The sequence below is a fragment of the Aurantiacibacter sp. D1-12 genome, assembly GCF_028858515.1.
In the GTDB taxonomy this organism is placed as follows: Bacteria; Pseudomonadota; Alphaproteobacteria; order Sphingomonadales; family Sphingomonadaceae; genus Alteraurantiacibacter.
Genome location: NZ_JAPJZJ010000003.1, coordinates 458,822 through 474,724, shown reverse-complemented (window position 1 = coordinate 474,724; position 15,903 = coordinate 458,822). Strand labels below are relative to the sequence as shown.

The 15,903-nt window shown below is 61.4% G+C and carries 15 protein-coding genes and 1 pseudogene; 12 read left to right on the top strand and 4 right to left on the bottom strand.

Annotated features, from left to right (window positions below; genetic code table 11):
• Nucleotides 1-74: 74 nt before the first annotated feature.
• Nucleotides 75-1,904 carry a sensor domain-containing diguanylate cyclase gene (locus OOZ52_RS09295; RefSeq protein WP_274698233.1) on the bottom strand — a complete coding sequence of 610 codons (1,830 nt, stop codon included), beginning with the start codon at nucleotides 1,902-1,904 and terminating at the stop codon, nucleotides 75-77.
• A gap of 8 nt (nucleotides 1,905-1,912) precedes the next feature.
• Here OOZ52_RS09295 and OOZ52_RS12840 point away from each other — a divergent pair.
• Nucleotides 1,913-2,014, top strand: a pseudogene (locus OOZ52_RS12840) (hypothetical protein); the annotation flags it as partial.
• Here the strand turns inward: OOZ52_RS12840 and OOZ52_RS09290 are convergent.
• Both OOZ52_RS09290 and OOZ52_RS09285 read right to left on the bottom strand, forming a co-directional pair.
• Nucleotides 1,999-3,378, bottom strand: coding sequence for a class II 3-deoxy-7-phosphoheptulonate synthase (locus tag OOZ52_RS09290; protein ID WP_274698232.1), 1,380 nt, complete (start codon nucleotides 3,376-3,378; stop codon nucleotides 1,999-2,001). The pseudogene OOZ52_RS12840 and the gene OOZ52_RS09290 overlap by 16 nt on opposite strands.
• 151 nt (nucleotides 3,379-3,529) lie before the next feature.
• Nucleotides 3,530-6,466, bottom strand: a complete 2,937-nt coding sequence (locus tag OOZ52_RS09285; RefSeq protein WP_274698231.1) for a M16 family metallopeptidase — start codon at nucleotides 6,464-6,466, stop codon at nucleotides 3,530-3,532.
• Nucleotides 6,467-6,586: 120 nt separating this feature from the next.
• On the opposite strand from OOZ52_RS09285, the gene OOZ52_RS09280 reads away from it, so the two are divergent.
• The 8 genes from OOZ52_RS09280 to miaB all read left to right on the top strand — a co-directional run bounded on the left by OOZ52_RS09280 (nucleotide 6,587) and on the right by miaB (nucleotide 12,277).
• Nucleotides 6,587-7,168, top strand: a complete 582-nt coding sequence (locus OOZ52_RS09280) for a NifU family protein (protein WP_274698230.1) — start codon at nucleotides 6,587-6,589, stop codon at nucleotides 7,166-7,168.
• Nucleotides 7,169-7,260: 92 nt separating this feature from the next.
• Complete coding sequence (locus tag OOZ52_RS09275) at nucleotides 7,261-7,854, top strand: malonic semialdehyde reductase (RefSeq protein ID WP_274698229.1); 594 nt, start codon at nucleotides 7,261-7,263, stop codon at nucleotides 7,852-7,854.
• A gap of 17 nt (nucleotides 7,855-7,871) precedes the next feature.
• Complete coding sequence (tsaB, locus tag OOZ52_RS09270; protein ID WP_274698228.1) at nucleotides 7,872-8,489, top strand: tRNA (adenosine(37)-N6)-threonylcarbamoyltransferase complex dimerization subunit type 1 TsaB; 618 nt, start codon at nucleotides 7,872-7,874, stop codon at nucleotides 8,487-8,489.
• A gap of 13 nt (nucleotides 8,490-8,502) precedes the next feature.
• Nucleotides 8,503-8,961, top strand: coding sequence for a GNAT family N-acetyltransferase (locus tag OOZ52_RS09265; RefSeq protein ID WP_274698227.1), 459 nt, complete (start codon nucleotides 8,503-8,505; stop codon nucleotides 8,959-8,961).
• A 170-nt stretch (nucleotides 8,962-9,131) separates the two neighbouring features.
• Complete coding sequence (locus OOZ52_RS09260; protein ID WP_274698226.1) at nucleotides 9,132-9,563, top strand: MucR family transcriptional regulator; 432 nt, start codon at nucleotides 9,132-9,134, stop codon at nucleotides 9,561-9,563.
• Nucleotides 9,564-9,710: 147 nt separating this feature from the next.
• Nucleotides 9,711-10,130 (top strand): Fur family transcriptional regulator, encoded by a 420-nt coding sequence (locus tag OOZ52_RS09255; RefSeq protein ID WP_274698225.1) that lies wholly within the window; start codon nucleotides 9,711-9,713, stop codon nucleotides 10,128-10,130.
• 10 nt (nucleotides 10,131-10,140) lie between these two features.
• Nucleotides 10,141-10,899: a lysophospholipid acyltransferase family protein gene (locus tag OOZ52_RS09250; protein WP_274698224.1), complete on the top strand. Its 759-nt coding sequence runs from the start codon at nucleotides 10,141-10,143 to the stop codon at nucleotides 10,897-10,899.
• Nucleotides 10,900-10,933: 34 nt separating this feature from the next.
• Complete coding sequence (miaB, locus tag OOZ52_RS09245; protein WP_274698223.1) at nucleotides 10,934-12,277, top strand: tRNA (N6-isopentenyl adenosine(37)-C2)-methylthiotransferase MiaB; 1,344 nt, start codon at nucleotides 10,934-10,936, stop codon at nucleotides 12,275-12,277.
• On the opposite strand, the gene OOZ52_RS09240 is transcribed toward miaB, so the two are convergent.
• Nucleotides 12,274-13,200 carry a hypothetical protein gene (locus OOZ52_RS09240; protein WP_274698222.1) on the bottom strand — a complete coding sequence of 309 codons (927 nt, stop codon included), beginning with the start codon at nucleotides 13,198-13,200 and terminating at the stop codon, nucleotides 12,274-12,276. The genes miaB and OOZ52_RS09240 overlap by 4 nt on opposite strands.
• Nucleotides 13,201-13,327: 127 nt before the next feature.
• Here OOZ52_RS09240 and OOZ52_RS09235 point away from each other — a divergent pair, with 127 nt between their 5' ends.
• The 3 genes from OOZ52_RS09235 to OOZ52_RS09225 are packed head-to-tail and all read left to right on the top strand — an operon-like array spanning nucleotide 13,328 to nucleotide 15,828.
• Nucleotides 13,328-14,371: a PhoH family protein gene (locus OOZ52_RS09235; RefSeq protein WP_274698221.1), complete on the top strand. Its 1,044-nt coding sequence runs from the start codon at nucleotides 13,328-13,330 to the stop codon at nucleotides 14,369-14,371.
• A gap of 6 nt (nucleotides 14,372-14,377) precedes the next feature.
• The gene (gene ybeY / locus OOZ52_RS09230) at nucleotides 14,378-14,872 is read left to right on the top strand and encodes an rRNA maturation RNase YbeY (protein ID WP_274698220.1); all 495 of its coding nucleotides are present in this window, start codon (nucleotides 14,378-14,380) and stop codon (nucleotides 14,870-14,872) included.
• Nucleotides 14,873-14,889: 17 nt separating this feature from the next.
• Nucleotides 14,890-15,828, top strand: coding sequence for a hemolysin family protein (locus OOZ52_RS09225; protein ID WP_274698219.1), 939 nt, complete (start codon nucleotides 14,890-14,892; stop codon nucleotides 15,826-15,828).
• The last annotated feature ends 75 nt before the right edge of the window (nucleotides 15,829-15,903 follow it).

The window sequence follows — 15,903 nt, the reverse complement described above, 5'->3', positions numbered from 1 at the left end:
ACAGTGAGATGACAACATGGGGCAGAGCGTCACGGATTGAAACCCTTGAGATGCAAATGCTTGTCGCATCAGCTTCAGGCTGCGCGGCGCACCTGGTTGCGGCCACCTTCCTTCGCTTCGTAAAGCGCTGCATCCGCGCGAGCGAGCATTTCATCACCATCATCGCCTTTGGCAAATTGCGAAAGACCGATGCTGATGGTCACGTTGGGCAGCGCAGAACCTTCAATGCCGCGTTCGACCGATAAGCGAAGACGTTCCGCCAGGGCATTCGCTCCGCGACTGTCGATGCCCGGCAGCAGCCACACGAATTCCTCTCCGCCGATGCGGCCGACCAGATCGCCTTGCCGCGCCTGACGCCGCGCAAGTTCTGCAACTTGCACGATAACTTCGTCGCCCGTCTGGTGACCGTGCCGGTCATTGATGGCTTTGAAGAAGTCGATATCGAACATGATCGCGGTGAGCGGCGTGCCGTGCTTGCTCGCGACGTCCACCATGCTTTCCAGCCGCGCAAAAGTGCATCGCCTGTTGGGCAGGCTGGTGAGCGGATCGGTGTTGGCGAGCTGCTGTGCCTCTGCGGCCAATCGCACCGCCCTCCCCCGCGCCAGATCGAGCGCCTGTTCGCGGTGCACCTGCTCGGTCACGTCCATCGCGATGCCGAACAGCGCGATGCGGCGGTCGGCCATATCGAATTCGTTGAGCACCGAAATGCGCAGGATCCGTTCGGGCGACCGCGGGGGTTTGACTTTGTAATCAAAGGTGAAGGGTTCGCGTTCATGGCGATTTCGGGAAAGCTGCGTCATCAACTCGCGCCCGTTGTCGGGCAGCAGATGTCGGATATCGCCCGGATCGGGGGAAAGATCGGCGGGCAGGCCGTTCATCTGCAGCATGCGCTGCGACCATTCCTGCTCTCCGGTGACCAGATCCATGCGCCAGCGCCCGATACCCGCCATCTGTTCGGCCAGGTCGAGCAGCATCAGGTTTTCATGCATACCGGCATTGCGCCGGATCAGTTCAAACTGCAGCTCATCTCGCTTCATCAGCATCGATGAAATGGGTAGCGCGGTGGCGAGAAGCGTCACCAGCCAGCTCTGGATCAGCAAGACGCCCTCGGCACGCGTGACGGCGATGAACGAAACCGGATTCTCTCCACCCAGGCTGAGCATTGTGGCCACTGCGACATAGCTGAGCAGAGTGAAATGGATGGCGGCATTGCCATACCGCACTGCCATCCACACCATCGCAGCGACCAGCAGCGGCATGAGCGAAACGCCTTCGAGTGTCAGCGCGAGCAAACAGAGCGCTGCACAACCGATCAGGCCGAGGGTGAGATCGCGGTCGAGAAACACTTCGGCTCCTGCTCGCGCCCGACTGATCACGCTCCCGGCGTGCAGAAGAATGGGTGTAATAATCAGAATGCTGATAATGTTCGCGAGGAACCACCAGGCAAATTCGGCGAGCGCCTGATCTGCGCGAAACGGCAGAGCAATCAGCGCACCGATCAGGCAGCTCACCGCTGCAGCGCCAAGCAGGCCCGCCACATCGCGAATGCCGCGCGGCTGCGCTGTACGGCTCCCCAGAACCCGCAGGCTCAGGGTTGCGCAGACAACCGCCTGGACAAGGTTGGAAAGGGTATAAGCCGATCCGGACAAGGCCTCCCCACCCATCACAAGCGAGGTGCCGAGCATGAAAGCGAACAGTGTTCCAGAAAGGAGTAGCCAGTCTTTGCGGGGGGCGTAACGATAGGCGGCAACCGCCACGCCGCTCGGCGCCCAGATAAGCAGCGCAGCACCCAGCCCGTCGCGCAAGGCGAGGCTGCCGACCGCCAGCAGTGCCCAGAGGCAGCCGAACAGCAGCGGCGTACGCAGGTTGCGCCAGATCGCCGGAGATGGTCCCCAATCGTTCATAGATCGGGGTGCTACCGCACATAGGTAAGATCGCGCTCTCGGGCGACCTAAGTGGAACTGCCTACAACCCCGCCACCATTCCGGTGGGCATTACTCAGGCTGCCGCGCGGCCGCTTTCACCAAGTTCCAGGTTGAGCATTTCTGCCAGCAGGAAGGCCAGTTCCAGCGATTGCGCGGCGTTGAGGCGCGGATCGCAATGCGTGTGATAGCGATCGTTCAGCCCTTCATCGGTGATCGCCACCGCGCCGCCGGTGCATTCGGTCACATCCTGCCCGGTCATTTCCAGATGGATGCCGCCCGCATGGGTGCCCTCTGCCCGATGGACGGCGAAGAATCCGCGCACTTCGGCAAGGATGCGTTCAAATGGTCGCGTCTTGTAGCCGCTATCCGCCTTGATGACATTGCCGTGCATCGGATCGCAACTCCACACCACCGGCTGGCCTTCACGCGTTACCGCGCGCACCAGCGGCGGCAGGCCCTTTTCCACCTTGTCGTGCCCGAAGCGGCTTATCAGCGTGATGCGGCCCGGATCGCGCGAGGGATTGAGCACATCGAGCAACTTCAAAAGCACATCGGAATCGAGGCTCGGCCCGCACTTGATGCCGATAGGGTTGTTCACCCCGCGCAGGAATTCGACATGCGCGCTGTCTTCAAAGCGGGTACGATCACCGATCCACAGGAAGTGGGCGGAGGTGTCATACCACTCACCCGTCAGCGAATCCTGCCGCGCCATCGCCTGTTCGTAAGGCAGCAGCAGCGCCTCATGACTGGTGTAGAAGCTGGTGCCCTTCAGGTGCGGATCGTCGATAATGTCGACGCCGCAAGCTTCCATGAAATCAAGCGCTTCGCCGATACGGTTGGCGATATCCTGATACTTATCCGCCCACGGGCTGCGGCCCATGAAATCGAGCGTCCACTTCTGCACTTCGCGCAGGTTCGCATAGCCGCCACCGGCGAACGCACGTAGCAGATTGAGCGTCGCGGCGGACTGATTGTACGCCTTCACCATCCGCTGCGGATCGTTGACGCGGCTTTCGGGCGAGAATTCGATCCCGTTGACGTTGTCTCCGAAGTAGCTCGGCAGCGTCAGATCACCTTGTGTTTCGGTATCCGAGCTGCGCGGCTTGGCGAATTGCCCCGCCATCCGCCCAAGCTTCACAACCGGTAGCTTGCTGGCAAAGGTCAGCACCGCTGCCATCTGCAGGATCACGCGGAAGGTATCGCGGATATTGTTAGGCGAAAACTCGGCAAAGCTCTCTGCACAGTCACCGCCTTGCAGCAAGAACGATTGTCCCATGGCCACACGGCCCAGATCCTCGCGCAGGCGGCGCGCTTCCCCGGCAAAGACGAGCGGCGGGAACCCGGCAAGCGTGCGCGTCGCATCGCTCAGCGCATCGGCGTCCTCATAGTGCGGCAGGTGCTTCGCGGTGAAGCGCGTCTGCTGCCAGCTATCGGGTGTCCAGTTCTGTGCCACGGTCAAATTCAATCCAGTATCAGCCCGTCCCCGGCGGGAAACTTCAACTCGTTATGCGGGGAAGATTGGCACAACTACCGTTCCACGCAAGGTGGTGCAAAGGTTACTTGCGAAATCTTATCTGCTTCGCCGGGAAGAAGACCTTGGCGTCTTACCGACCGCTGGCTGCCGGAGCAGAGCTTGCGCCCGCCTCCGGCATGACCTGCAAGCGGAAGCCCGGCCCGGTCAGATACCGCTGCGCCAGACTGCGCATTTCCTCCACCGTCGCCTCGTCATAGTCGCGGTAGATCGACGGCAGATAGATCAGGCGGTTGCGGTCGAAACCGGCACCTTGCACCTGGTTGAGCCAGAAGGTGTGCCCGGTCTGCGCACGGTTGAGATACTGGCGCGCGGGTTCAACCGCACGCTCCAGCTCGTCCGCGGTCGGGCCATTGGTCGCCAGGTCCTGTGCCTGTGCTTCGGCTTCAGCGAAGAAGGCGGGCAGGATCGCGGGGGCCATCTGCACCAGCGCAAAGATCACCCCGCCGTTGTTGGTATCAAGCGGCCAGTTGCTTGCCACGAACGGCGAATAGGCGGCCCCTGCGCGTTCACGCAGGCCATCGAGCAGACGATTGGAGAATATCTGTGCGAGCAGATCGAGCTTGCGGCTCTGCACTATGCCTGCCGAACCACCGCCGGTTTCCCATGCGATCACACCGGCTGCCTGATCGGCATCGCCGCCGTGGGTTAGCGTAGTGGGTGTACGGCCGCCTTCAGGGAAGCTGCGCCCACGGCTGGCAACGTCACGCGGCAGCGGTTGGCGCGGTTCGAGCGCGCCGAAAGTGCGGCCAAGCGCACGCACCGTTGCGTCGGGATCGATATCGCCGAACACCGCCACTTCGATCTGGCCTTGCGCCAGCAGGCGTTCCCATGTTGCGCGGAAGCCTTCTGGCGTTGCAGCGCGCATCTGTTCGGGCGTCGGTGTAATGAAGCGCGGATCGCGGTTGTTGAGCAACCAGTCGAGATCGCGATTGAGCACGCCGTTCGGATCGCGGCCATAGCTGTCGTAGGCGATCAGCGCGGATGCCTGTGCGCGTTCGAACGGTGCCGGGTCCCAGCTTGGCATCGCGAGCAATCCGGCGAAGAGGTAGAGCTGTGCCTCCAGGTCTTCGCGGCGGGTCAGTCCTTCGAACACGAACACGCCATCTTCGATGCTGAAATCGAAACTGACCTTCAGTTGCGCAGCGAGATTGTCGAGATCATTCTGGTCAAGCTCTCCGATGCCGGAATTGATGAGCGCGATCGGGGCGAGTGTCGCGTAGGCCGCCTCGTCATCCTCGATCCCGCGCCAGCCTGCTCCGAAACGCACACGCACGGTCACACGGCCCGGTTCATTGGTGCGCTGCATGGTGAGCGCACGAACGCCGTTCTCGAACGTCAGTTGCTCGATATCAAGGATACCGATCGGCTGGCGATTGACCACCGTTGCGGGTTCGCCAATCGGCGGAAGGTCGGCAAAATTGATCGCCTCGCGGTTATCGCGTGCCAGGCCATTCGCGATGGCAGACGTCTCGAGCGCGGCGCGCAGTTCCATCTCGGTCGCCTCGCCCGGTGCAGGCGTCATCAGCACAGCGCGGATCACATCGCCTTCAAACAGGCGTTGCGTCGCGGCAAGCACGTCGTCCGGCGTGAAGCGCGGGGCGATGGAGCGAAACACTTCAAGGAAGGTCTCAGGGCTCGCAATGGCTTCTCGGATGTCGACAGCGCCGACAACCTGATCGGCCAGCGAAGAGCCTGCCTGGATGCGCGACTGTTCAACCATGTCGACGAAGGCGACATCGAAGCGCGACACGGCCTGGTTTATCTCGGCTTGAGAGGGCGGCTCGGCCAGCGCATCGGCGATAACGCTGCGCACATCGGCGAGCGCGGGTTCCCAATCTTCGGTCAGCGGAGCGTAGGTTACGAAAGTCGCGTCGGCCGAACGGCTGATCTTCTCCCGCCCGATACCGGCAAACAGAAACGATCCGCCTGAGCGTGCGCGGTTTTCAAGGCGGCGGTTTACGACCTCTGCCGCCACATCCATCAGCAAGTTGCCGCGATTGTATTCAAGGTTGTCGACCACTTCGACCCACGGACGCATGATCGCGTAGGTGAGCGCACGCGGCTGGCCGGCCTCCACGATCACGTCGACTTCGCCGACTGGATTTTCGGGATCGGCACCTGCGGGCGCCACCGGATCACCGAAGTCTGGCGCCGGGGTCAGCGGACCCGAGCCCTGCCAGTCGCGGAAATGGCGCTCTACCGTGGCGGCGAGAACCTGCGGGTCGGCATCGCCAACCAGCACTACAACGGCGTTTTCCGGGCGATACCAACGGGTGTGAAACGCCTGTACTGCTGCAGCGGTTGCACCTTCAAGCGTTTCAACTGTGCCGATCGGGCTGCGTTCGGCAAGTCGTTGTCCGGCGAACAAGGTCGCGGTTGTACGTTCCGCCACGCGGCGTTGCGGACCTGCCTGCTCGCGGCGCTCCGAGAGCACAATCGGCACGTCCTGTGCCAAGTTCTCTTCAGAGAGGATGGGCGCAATCACCATGCCTGCAAAACGCCGTACGCTGTCATCCAGCGTTTCACGGTTCGCATTGGGCAGGTTGAGGTTATAGGTCGTCGCGGTCGGGCTGGTCGTCGCGTTGGTATCGAAACCAAAGCTTGCTCCAAGACGCTGGAAATGGGGGATTGCCTCGCCCGGGCCGAAGGTCGCGCTCTCGCGGAAAATCATATGTTCGAGCAGGTGGGCAAAGCCGCGCTCGCTGTCTTCCTCGTGCAATGAGCCCGCGTCGATCCGGACGCGCAGGCTGGCCTGACATGGCGGCACACCGTTCTGACGTACGGCATAGCGCACGCCATTGGGCATTTCACCGAACAGCCATTCCTCGTCCACCGGGATATCCGTGCCGCGATAGATCCACGGATCATCCGGCCGGGCATATTCCGGGGTATCCTCGGCAGTCGCTTGTATTGTGCAAAATTGCGCCAGTGCGGGCAGCGGAGCCGCCAGTGAAGAGACGATGGCGACGGGCAGAAAGGCGCGAACCGCGCGAGCAATAAAGGTCATGGGGCCCCATTAGCTGGCCAAGGAATGAAGGTCCGGTGAATAGGCGTGAAGAATTGCTCGCGCCACCCCCGCCTTTTTCTGTCCTTGCCGCACGACCTGCCCGATCCTACATTCACAGCCATGTTTATCGAGACCGAAACAACGCCCAACCCGTCCACGCTGAAGTTCCTTCCCGGGCGGGAAGTGATGAAGAGCGGCACCCGCGATTTTGCGACGCCCGAAGATGCCGAGGCCAGCCCGTTGGCGCAGGCGCTGTTCGATACGGGCGAAGTGACCGGCGTGTTCTTCGGCGCAGATTTTGTCTCGGTCACCGCAGCACCCGGTGTTTCATGGAGCGACCTGAAACCGCAGGTTGTCGCCGTCCTGCTCGACCACTTCGTGTCCGAAGCGCCGCTGTTTGCAGGTGGCGATGCCAGCGGATTTGCCGTCCCGCCGGAAGATGACGCCAGCGACATGGGCAATGACGAGGGCACCGAAGATATCGTTGCCCAGATCAACGAACTCATCGAAACCCGCGTCCGCCCGGCGGTTGCGAGCGATGGCGGGGACATAAGGTATCGGGGTTTTCGCGAAGGCGTGGTCTACCTGCAGATGCAGGGGGCCTGCTCGGGCTGCCCAAGTTCGACCGCAACGCTCAAGCACGGCATCGAAGGCCTGCTGAAGCACTACGTTCCCGAGGTGAAGGAAGTCCGCGCAGCCTGATCGCGCTACCGGCCGAGAACAATATCACCGCCCCCGCGTTAAGACGGGCGAACACAGTTACATCATCCACGTCCTCTCCCGAAAGGGTCCTCATGTCCGATACGCTCTCCGATTCCGCACTCGATCTCATTTTCCGCAATGCCCGCAGTTACAACGGCTGGCTCGACAAGGATGTGACCGAGGCAGACATTCAAGCGATCTATGACCTGATGAAAATGGGGCCTACATCGGCCAACCAGCAGCCGGGACGCTTTGTGTGGGTCCGCTCGGATGAAGCCAAAGCCAAGCTCGCCGACTGCGCGATGGAAGGAAACAAGGAGAAGATCCTTGCCGCACCCGCTACCGTGATTATCGGATATGATCTCGATTTCCACGAGCAGCTGCCGTGGCTGTTCCCGCACACCGACGCGAAGAGCTGGTTCGAAGGTGACGAGGCCGCACGGAAGGAAAGCGCCTTCCGCAACTCGGTTCTGCAGGGCGCCTATCTGATGATTGCGGCGCGGGCGCTGGGCTTCGATTGCGGCCCGATGTCCGGCTTTGATCAGGACAAGACCACTGCCGAATTCTTCGCTGACCAGCCGCGCTATCGCGCCGATTGGATCTGCTCGATCGGCTATGGCGATCCGGAATCGATCTTCGACCGCAGCCCACGCCCGGAATTTGATACCTTCAACAAAGTCGTCTGATCCGCCAAAGAAGAGGCGTGAAGACTTTAGCGATAGAATGCGCGACCGAGGCTTGCTCGGCAGCGCTGTTTAACGGGTCGAGCCTGCTCGACGGCCGGTACGAAGTGCTGGGCCGCGGACACGCAGAACGGCTCGTGCCGATGATCGCCGAACTGCCCGACAAGGGCCGCGCGGACCGCATTCTCGTTTCGCTCGGCCCCGGCAGTTTCACCGGCGTGCGGATCGGGCTTGCAACTGCGCGCGCGTTGGGCCTTGCCTGGGGTGCAGAAGTGCTCGGCTATCCCACCTTGTCGCTGGTCGCGGCGCGCACCTGGCAACCCACACCGCGCCCCGTCACCGTTTGCATGAATGGCGGGCATGGCGAATGGTTTGTGCAGAACTTTGCCAATGGCACACAGGTCGATGGCGAAGTTCGCTCGCTTGCGCCGGAAGAGGCCGCCAGGTTCGCACAACACAAAGTGATCGCCGGCAATCGTGCGAACGAGCTGGCAGAGCTGATTGGCGGCGACACAATGGCGCTCAACATGCTGCCCGATGCGCGCAAGGCGTATATGTTGCACGAGACCCGGCTGACCACCGGTCTCACCCCGATCTATGGCCGCGCGCCCGATGCCAAGAAACCCGGTGAGTCATGAGGGGTGAAGCCTGATGGACGATCCTGTCGATGCGATCATGGCGGTGATGCAAGAAGCATTCGACCACTCGTTTGGCGAGGCCTGGACGCGGCGGCAGGTGAGCGATGCGCTCACCACGCCCAACACGCATTACGTTCTCAGCGGCCGAAGCGGGGAAGAGCCTGTTGACGCTGGCAAGACATCGGGTTTCACGCTCTCGCGCAGCGCGGCAGACGAAGAAGAATTGCTGCTGATCGCCGTTAGGCCCGATTTTCGCGGGCAAGGCGTGGGCAAGCAGCTGATGCGAGACTTCCTTTCCGCCGCAAAGGCGCGGGGCACGGCGCGGGTGTTTCTGGAAATGCGTGCGGGCAATCCTGCCGAGCACCTCTATCGCCAGTTCGGGTTTGAGCAGGTCGGCCTTCGCAAGGGCTATTATCGCGGCGCTGTTGGTGGCCCGATCGACGCGATTACTTTCGCCTGCACGCTCTCTTAAATCGCGACCAAATAATTCATCGTGCAATTACAATGGCCGAAACACGTGCGCCTTCAATTTGCCAGAATTGCCGGTTGTGACCATCACGTGATTGCGCCAAGGCACGGCCACCAAGGCGGCGCGATGGACGATGCTGCCACCCTTCTCGGGCTCGCAAAATAGAGGCACCAATGAATACCAATGATAATGGCGATAATGAACTGCTGATCGAACTGACGGCGGATATCGTCACCGCGCATGTCGCCAACAACAATGTGGAGGTCGACGACGTCCCCACCCTGATCGAGAATGTCTACGGCGCATTGTCCGGTCTCGGCCAGAAGACCACAGAGCAGGAACGGCCCGAACCCGCCGTTTCGATCCGCGCTTCGGTAAAGCAGGATCATGTCGTTTGCCTGGAAGACGGCAAGAAGATGAAGATGCTGAAGCGCCACCTGATGACCGACCACGGCATGACGCCCGAAGAATACCGCGAGCGCTGGAACCTGCCCGCCGATTATCCGCTGGTCGCGCCGGCCTATGCCGAGAAGCGCCGCCAGCTGGCAAAGAAGATCGGCCTGGGGCGCAAGCCGGGTGAAAGCCCCAAGAAAAAGAAGAAGTGATGGCCCTTTGATCGACATGGTCGATTGAATTGTCCCGAAGTTTAGCTCGGGAGGATGCTTGAGTGAAACGCCTCGCCACCCTATGGCAGCGAGGCGTTTCCCGTTTCAGGGATTGAATTTCAGCCAAGGCAGGCCAAAACTAAAGCGATGATCGATCTCGAAGCTCTTTGTGCAGAACGCGGTTTGCGGATCACCGACCAGCGTCGCGTGATCGCCAAGGTCCTGTCCGAGAGCGACGATCACCCTGATGTCGAAAAGGTACACGAACGCGCATCCGCGGTTGATCCGGGTATCTCCATCGCCACAGTCTATCGCACGGTGCGCCTGTTCGAAGAAGCCGGCATTCTAGACCGGCACGATTTCGGCGATGGTCGCGCCCGCTATGAAGCTGCTCCCGAGGCGCATCACGATCATCTGATCGATGTGGAAACGGGCAAGGTCGTTGAGTTCGTCGACCCCGAATTGGAAGCACTGCAACGCCAGATCGCCGAAAAGCTGGGATACCGCCTGGTCGACCACCGCATGGAGCTCTACGCTGTCCGTCTGGACCGCGAAGAAAAGAGCTGAGCCCAGCCTGATGGCTCCTACCGTCACCTATCCCGAACTGCGGATTTCCCCGCTGGGGTACATGCTGATCATCTTTCGCATTCTGCTGATGCTGATGCTGGTACTGATATGCGTCCCGCTCCATTACCTATGGAGGCTGCTGGGCCTCAGGCGCATGTGGCCGCGCGTTTTTTTGACTGGCATAAGCCTGGCCGCCGGGATCGACCTGAAACGCAAGGGCAAACGTGTGCCCAACGCACTGCTGCTTGCCAATCATGTCAGCTGGATGGACATCCCCGCGCTCTCGCATGCTGCCAATAGTGCCTTTGTCGCGCATGATGGGCTGGCGCAGTTTGGCCTGCTCAAATGGCTGTGCGACATGAACGACACGGTGTTCATCGCACGTCACAAACGCACCGATGTGAGCAACCAGGCCAATGATATCCGTGAGGCTATGTCGGGCGACGGTACGCTTACGCTGTTCCCCGAAGGCACGACCAGCGATGGCACCGCCAACCTGCTGCCGTTCAAGTCATCACTGCTCGGCGCGCTGGAGCCACTGCCCGTAGGCGCTGTGGTCCAGCCGGTTCTTCTCGAATACCACGACGCGCCCGATGTCAGCTGGGTGGGCGACGAACCCGGCCTCGACAACTTCAAGCGCATACTCTCTCGTGTGAAGCCGGTGCGGCTGACGGTGCATTTCCTCACGCCGCTTTCGGGTGAAGAGCTGACCAACCGCAAGACCATGACCGCCGCCGCGCAGAGGGCAGTGCGCGAGGCGATGCTTTAACTGCGCGCAATTTTGCCTTAAGGGCGCCCACATCATGAAACCGACTGACACTCCCAAGACCTACCGGGTCAAAAGCTTCGGCTGCCAGATGAACGTCTATGATGGCGAGCGGATGGGCGAATTGCTTGAGGCTAAGGGCATTACCCCTGCGGCCGAGGGCGAGGATGCTGACCTTGTGGTGCTCAACACCTGCCACATTCGCGAGAAGGCGACCGAGAAAGTCTATTCGGACATCGGCCGGATCCGGAAGTCGGGTCGCCAACACGGCAAGGACCCGATGATTGCGGTCGCGGGCTGCGTGGCGCAGGCAGAGGGTGAGGAGATCATGAAGCGGTCTCCCGGCGTCGGCATGGTCGTCGGCCCGCAGGCGTACCACCGGCTGGGTGACATGGTGGACCGCGCCGCACGTGGTGAACGCACCACTGACACCGACATGCCCGAAAACGCGAAGTTCGATGCCTTGCCCGCACGTCGCCGTGTTTCTCCCACCTCCTTCCTCACCGTGCAGGAAGGGTGCGACAAGTTCTGCACCTATTGCGTGGTGCCCTACACCCGCGGTGCGGAAATCTCGCGACCTTACAGCGACCTGGTCGAGGAAGCGAAAAAGCTGGTTGATGCCGGAGCGCGCGAAATCACGCTGCTGGGCCAGAACGTCAACGCGTGGTCGGGTGAGGATGACAAGGGCCGCACGGTCGGCCTCGAAAGGCTGATCCATGCGCTCGCCGATCTGCCTGACCTGAAGCGTATCCGCTACACCACCAGCCATCCCAACGACATGACTGATGCGCTGATCGCCGCGCATGGCGAGGTCGACAAGCTGATGCCTTACCTGCACCTGCCCGTGCAGAGCGGCAGCGACCGCGTGCTCAAGGCCATGAACCGCAGCCACACGGCCGAAAGCTATCTCAAGCTGCTCGACCGCTTCCGCGAAGTGCGCCCTGATATCGCGCTCAGCGGTGATTTCATCGTCGGCTTTCCGGGTGAAACCGACGCCGAATTCGAAGACACGCTGCGCATCGTCGATGCCGTGCGCTATGCCTCCGCCTTCAGCTTCAAGTACTCGCCCCGCCCCGGCACTCCCGCCGCGAGCATGGACGACCAGATCCCGCTCGAAGTGATGGACGAGCGCCTGCAACGCCTGCAGGCCGCGCTGGGCCGCGACCAGCTCGCTTTCAACGAGGCGAGCGTGGGCAAGACCTGCGACGTATTGATCGAACGCAAGGGCCGTCGCCCGGGGCAGATGCTCGGCAAGTCGCCGTGGCTGCAATCGGTATTCTTCGATGCCGACCTACAGATCGGCGACATGGTCCGCGCGGAGCTGGTCCAAGCCGGCCCAAGCTCGCTGCAGGGCCGCGTGCTGGAAAGCGTTAGCGCCTAACCGTCACTCTCGTATTCGCGCAACACCGCCGCAGGGAGGCGGTTGGCTGCTGCGTTGGGCTGCAACCCATACAGTGCTCTGAGGTAGGCGCGGTCGAAGCGGGTCATCTCAGTCTCGCCTTCTTCGGCGATAAATGGCGAGGTGACCGAAGTCGGTCTGGTGAATTCGTGCCCGAACGGGACCAGTCCCGGTGCAAGCAGCCGCATCGTCGCGAAATCGCTGATCCGTTCGAGATCCATTCCCACTAGCCAATCCATATCGAGCACGACCACGCCGCTCTGGACCGCGGTACTGTGCGTGGCAGTCGATCTGGACGGGCGGGCCTGCGTGTTCACGCGCACATTCACGCTGAGCGGCGTGGCACTGCCGCCTGCGCCCGGCACAGTCGCACTGTGGGCAATCTGGTTACCCTGGGCAGAGCGATCTTCGAAGTTGTGCCAGACGAGCACCGGTTCGCCCTCACCCGCTTCATGCTCGACACGGCGGCGTTCGTCCGAGGTCAACAGCCAGGGTTGGCGCTCTTGCAGCAGGTCGAGTAGTTCGCCCGGCTCCGCCACAACGAATACGATGGCATTGGCCGTGCAGCCTTCCTCGCCCAGATCAATCTCTGCCTCTTCCGCGTTGGCCAACATTCTTGCACGAACGAAAGCATTCGACTGCGCGTTCATACCCGTCACGTGCAGACACAGCGGATCGAGATAGCGGTGGATCGGATCGGTATTGCCGCGTTCCTGCATGACCGCTCGCACCGCACCGCGAATGTCGCTGTCTTCGGGCAGATTGCCCGATACGATGATGGCATCCTGTTCGGGCGGGTCCTGCGTGGCTTCTTCGTGCAGCTCTTCATCCTGTGCCAGGACGTGAGTCGGGGGCAGTGCGAAGGAGAAAGCCAGCGCGGCGAGCGGTAAAGATTTCAAATCCATCGGTAACTTGTGCCAGCCCGAAGATGAACCTGCACTTTCCACCGCAAACAAACCCGGCCGATATTGCTTCCCTTCGTCAGCAGCCTACAGTCATGTCAGTCAATCGAAAGGACTCGCCACAAGCTGCATGGCCCGCAAAGCAACAAAGGGCGGAGATCAAGCCGCCGCCATCGCTCACCCAGAAGAACGCCTCGATCATTCGCGCCGCGCCCGGATCGAAGTGGGTTTTGACGAACAGGCCGTCCTAGGCGCTCTGTTCGGAGAGTTCGACGCCAACCTAGTCCAGATTGAAAACCGCCTTGGCGTGTTCATCGCCGCGCGGGGAGACCGCGTTGCGATCGAAGGAACTGCTGACGATGTCGCCCGTGCGAGGGACGTACTCGTCAAGATGCACGAAAAACTTGTTGCAGGTGAAGAGCTTGATGCGGGGGCTATCGATGCACTGATCAACATGTCGGACGAGCCTGTTCTCGACGGCATTATCACAGGCGACGCCAAGCTGCCGCCGATCCAGATCCGCACCCGCAAAAAGACGATCAGCCCGCGCAGCGCGATGCAGGGCGACTACATGCGCCTGCTTGCCAGCCGCGATGTGATCTTCTCGCTTGGCCCAGCGGGTACAGGCAAAACCTATCTGGCCGTTGCTCAAGCAATCAGCCAGCTGATCACCGGCAGTGTGCAGCGCCTGATCCTCTCGCGCCCTGCGGTGGAGGCGGGTGAAAAGCTCGGCTTCCTGCCCGGTGATATGAAGGAGAAGGTCGATCCGTACCTGCGCCCGCTTTACGATGCGCTGTACGACTGCATGCCGCCCGAGCAGGTCGACCGCCGCATTGCCAGCGGCGAAATCGAGATTGCCCCCATCGCCTTCATGCGCGGCCGCACGCTGGCTGATGCCTTTGTCATTCTCGACGAGGCGCAGAACACCACCAAGGAACAGATGAAGATGTTCCTCACCCGCTTCGGCCAGAACAGCCGCATGGTCATCTGCGGCGATCCGCGCCAGGTCGACTTGCCCGGCGGCGACCGGATGAGCGGCCTGGCCGATGCCGTGGGTCGCCTTGAAGGGGTCGAAGGGATCGGCGTGACCCGCTTCACCGCCGCCGACGTGGTCCGCCACCCGATTGTTGGGCGGATTGTCGAAGCTTATGAGGGCGAGGGTGCCGCGCCCTAGGCCGCCATGGAACTCGAAATCGACATAGAAAACTGGCCGGATGGTGACTGGGAAGATCTCACCGCCTCTGCCGCGCTGGCGACGGCGCAGGTGGCGACCGAACTCGCCAATCCGCGGCTCGTCACCAGCGTACTGTTTACCGATGATGCCACGATTCAAACGCTCAATGCCGATTGGCGCGGCAAGGATAAGCCGACCAACGTGCTCTCATTCCCGATGCTCGAGCGCACCGATCTGGTGCATCTCGATCCGGACGAAGGCCCGCCGGAAATGCTGGGCGATGTGGCTCTTGCTTACGGCGTCTGTGCACGCGAGGCGGGCGAGAAAGGCGTGGCCGTACGTGATCATACCGCACATCTAATCGTCCACGGATTGCTCCACCTTGCAGGCTATGATCACGAGATTTCCGATGCCGACGCAGAGGCGATGGAAGAAATGGAAGTGAAGGTCCTTGCACTTTTGGGTATTGCGAACCCATATACCGCGATCACGGCTGAATAAGGAAAAGCGACAGGGCAATGCCCGATTCTGACAAGACCGACAGTTCTCCTGCGGGAGACGGAGACAGTAGCGGCGGATTGTGGAACGCAATCCGTGGACTTTTTGAAGACGATGCCGAACCCTCTCTGCGCGCGCAGATCGAGGAAAAGATCGACGAGCATGAGGACGAAGCTTCGCGCAATGGCGGCGAGGAACCGGAGAAAGGCGACCTTTCTGCGGTGGAAGTCACCATGCTGCGCAACCTCCTGCATTTCAGCGATCACGATGCCGACGATGTTGCAATCCCGCGCAGCGAGATCATCGCGGTCGATGTGAATGCCAGCTGGGACGACATGGTTGCCGCCTTTGCCGAACACGGCATTTCGCGGATGCCCGTCTATCGCGACCAGCTCGATGATGTAATCGGTATGATGCACATCAAGGATGTGTTCGCCTTCATCGTCAGCGGCAAGACGCCGCCGGAAGACTGGTCTTCGCTGATGCGTCAGCCCTTATACGTGCCGCAGGCGCGCGGCGCTCTGGATGTGCTTGCCGACATGCGTGCACGCCGCACCCACCTTGCCATCGTGGTCGATGAATTCTCCGGCACAGACGGGATCATCACGATTGAGGATCTGGTCGAAGAAATCGTCGGCGAGATTGAGGACGAGCATGACGAGGCGCCCATCGAGCAGCTCGTCGAAATCGCGCCTGGCATCTGGGATGCGGACGCCCGCGCAGAGCTGGACGATGTGGCCGAAAAGGTTGGCGATGCACAGCTGGCTGAAATCGAGGAAGCCGTGGACACACTCGGCGGCCTCGCCTTCGTGCTTGCCGAAGAAGTGCCGCAGCCCGGAACGGTGCTCGATCACCCGTCGGGCTGGAAAGTGGAAGTCACCGCAGGCGACGAAACGCATGTGACACGCCTACGCCTGCACGCCCCGGCAGAGGATACGGACGACGAAGACGCCGCCTAGGCTGTTGCATTCGGTCGAATAATTGCACGAAACGCAACATTAGCTCTCGACAGCTGCTCCGCTTCGGGTGACAAA

Coding starts and splice junctions, on each gene's coding strand:
- OOZ52_RS09295 (WP_274698233.1), bottom strand. CDS start 1,904: ATGAACGATTGGGGACCATCTCCGGCGATCTGGCGCAACCTGCGTACG.
- OOZ52_RS09285 (WP_274698231.1), bottom strand. CDS start 6,466: ATGACCTTTATTGCTCGCGCGGTTCGCGCCTTTCTGCCCGTCGCCATC.
- OOZ52_RS09280 (WP_274698230.1), top strand. CDS start 6,587: ATGTTTATCGAGACCGAAACAACGCCCAACCCGTCCACGCTGAAGTTC.
- OOZ52_RS09275 (WP_274698229.1), top strand. CDS start 7,261: ATGTCCGATACGCTCTCCGATTCCGCACTCGATCTCATTTTCCGCAAT.
- OOZ52_RS09265 (WP_274698227.1), top strand. CDS start 8,503: ATGGACGATCCTGTCGATGCGATCATGGCGGTGATGCAAGAAGCATTC.
- OOZ52_RS09260 (WP_274698226.1), top strand. CDS start 9,132: ATGAATACCAATGATAATGGCGATAATGAACTGCTGATCGAACTGACG.
- OOZ52_RS09255 (WP_274698225.1), top strand. CDS start 9,711: ATGATCGATCTCGAAGCTCTTTGTGCAGAACGCGGTTTGCGGATCACC.
- OOZ52_RS09250 (WP_274698224.1), top strand. CDS start 10,141: ATGGCTCCTACCGTCACCTATCCCGAACTGCGGATTTCCCCGCTGGGG.
- miaB (WP_274698223.1), top strand. CDS start 10,934: ATGAAACCGACTGACACTCCCAAGACCTACCGGGTCAAAAGCTTCGGC.
- OOZ52_RS09240 (WP_274698222.1), bottom strand. CDS start 13,200: ATGGATTTGAAATCTTTACCGCTCGCCGCGCTGGCTTTCTCCTTCGCA.
- OOZ52_RS09235 (WP_274698221.1), top strand. CDS start 13,328: ATGGCCCGCAAAGCAACAAAGGGCGGAGATCAAGCCGCCGCCATCGCT.
- ybeY (WP_274698220.1), top strand. CDS start 14,378: ATGGAACTCGAAATCGACATAGAAAACTGGCCGGATGGTGACTGGGAA.
- OOZ52_RS09225 (WP_274698219.1), top strand. CDS start 14,890: ATGCCCGATTCTGACAAGACCGACAGTTCTCCTGCGGGAGACGGAGAC.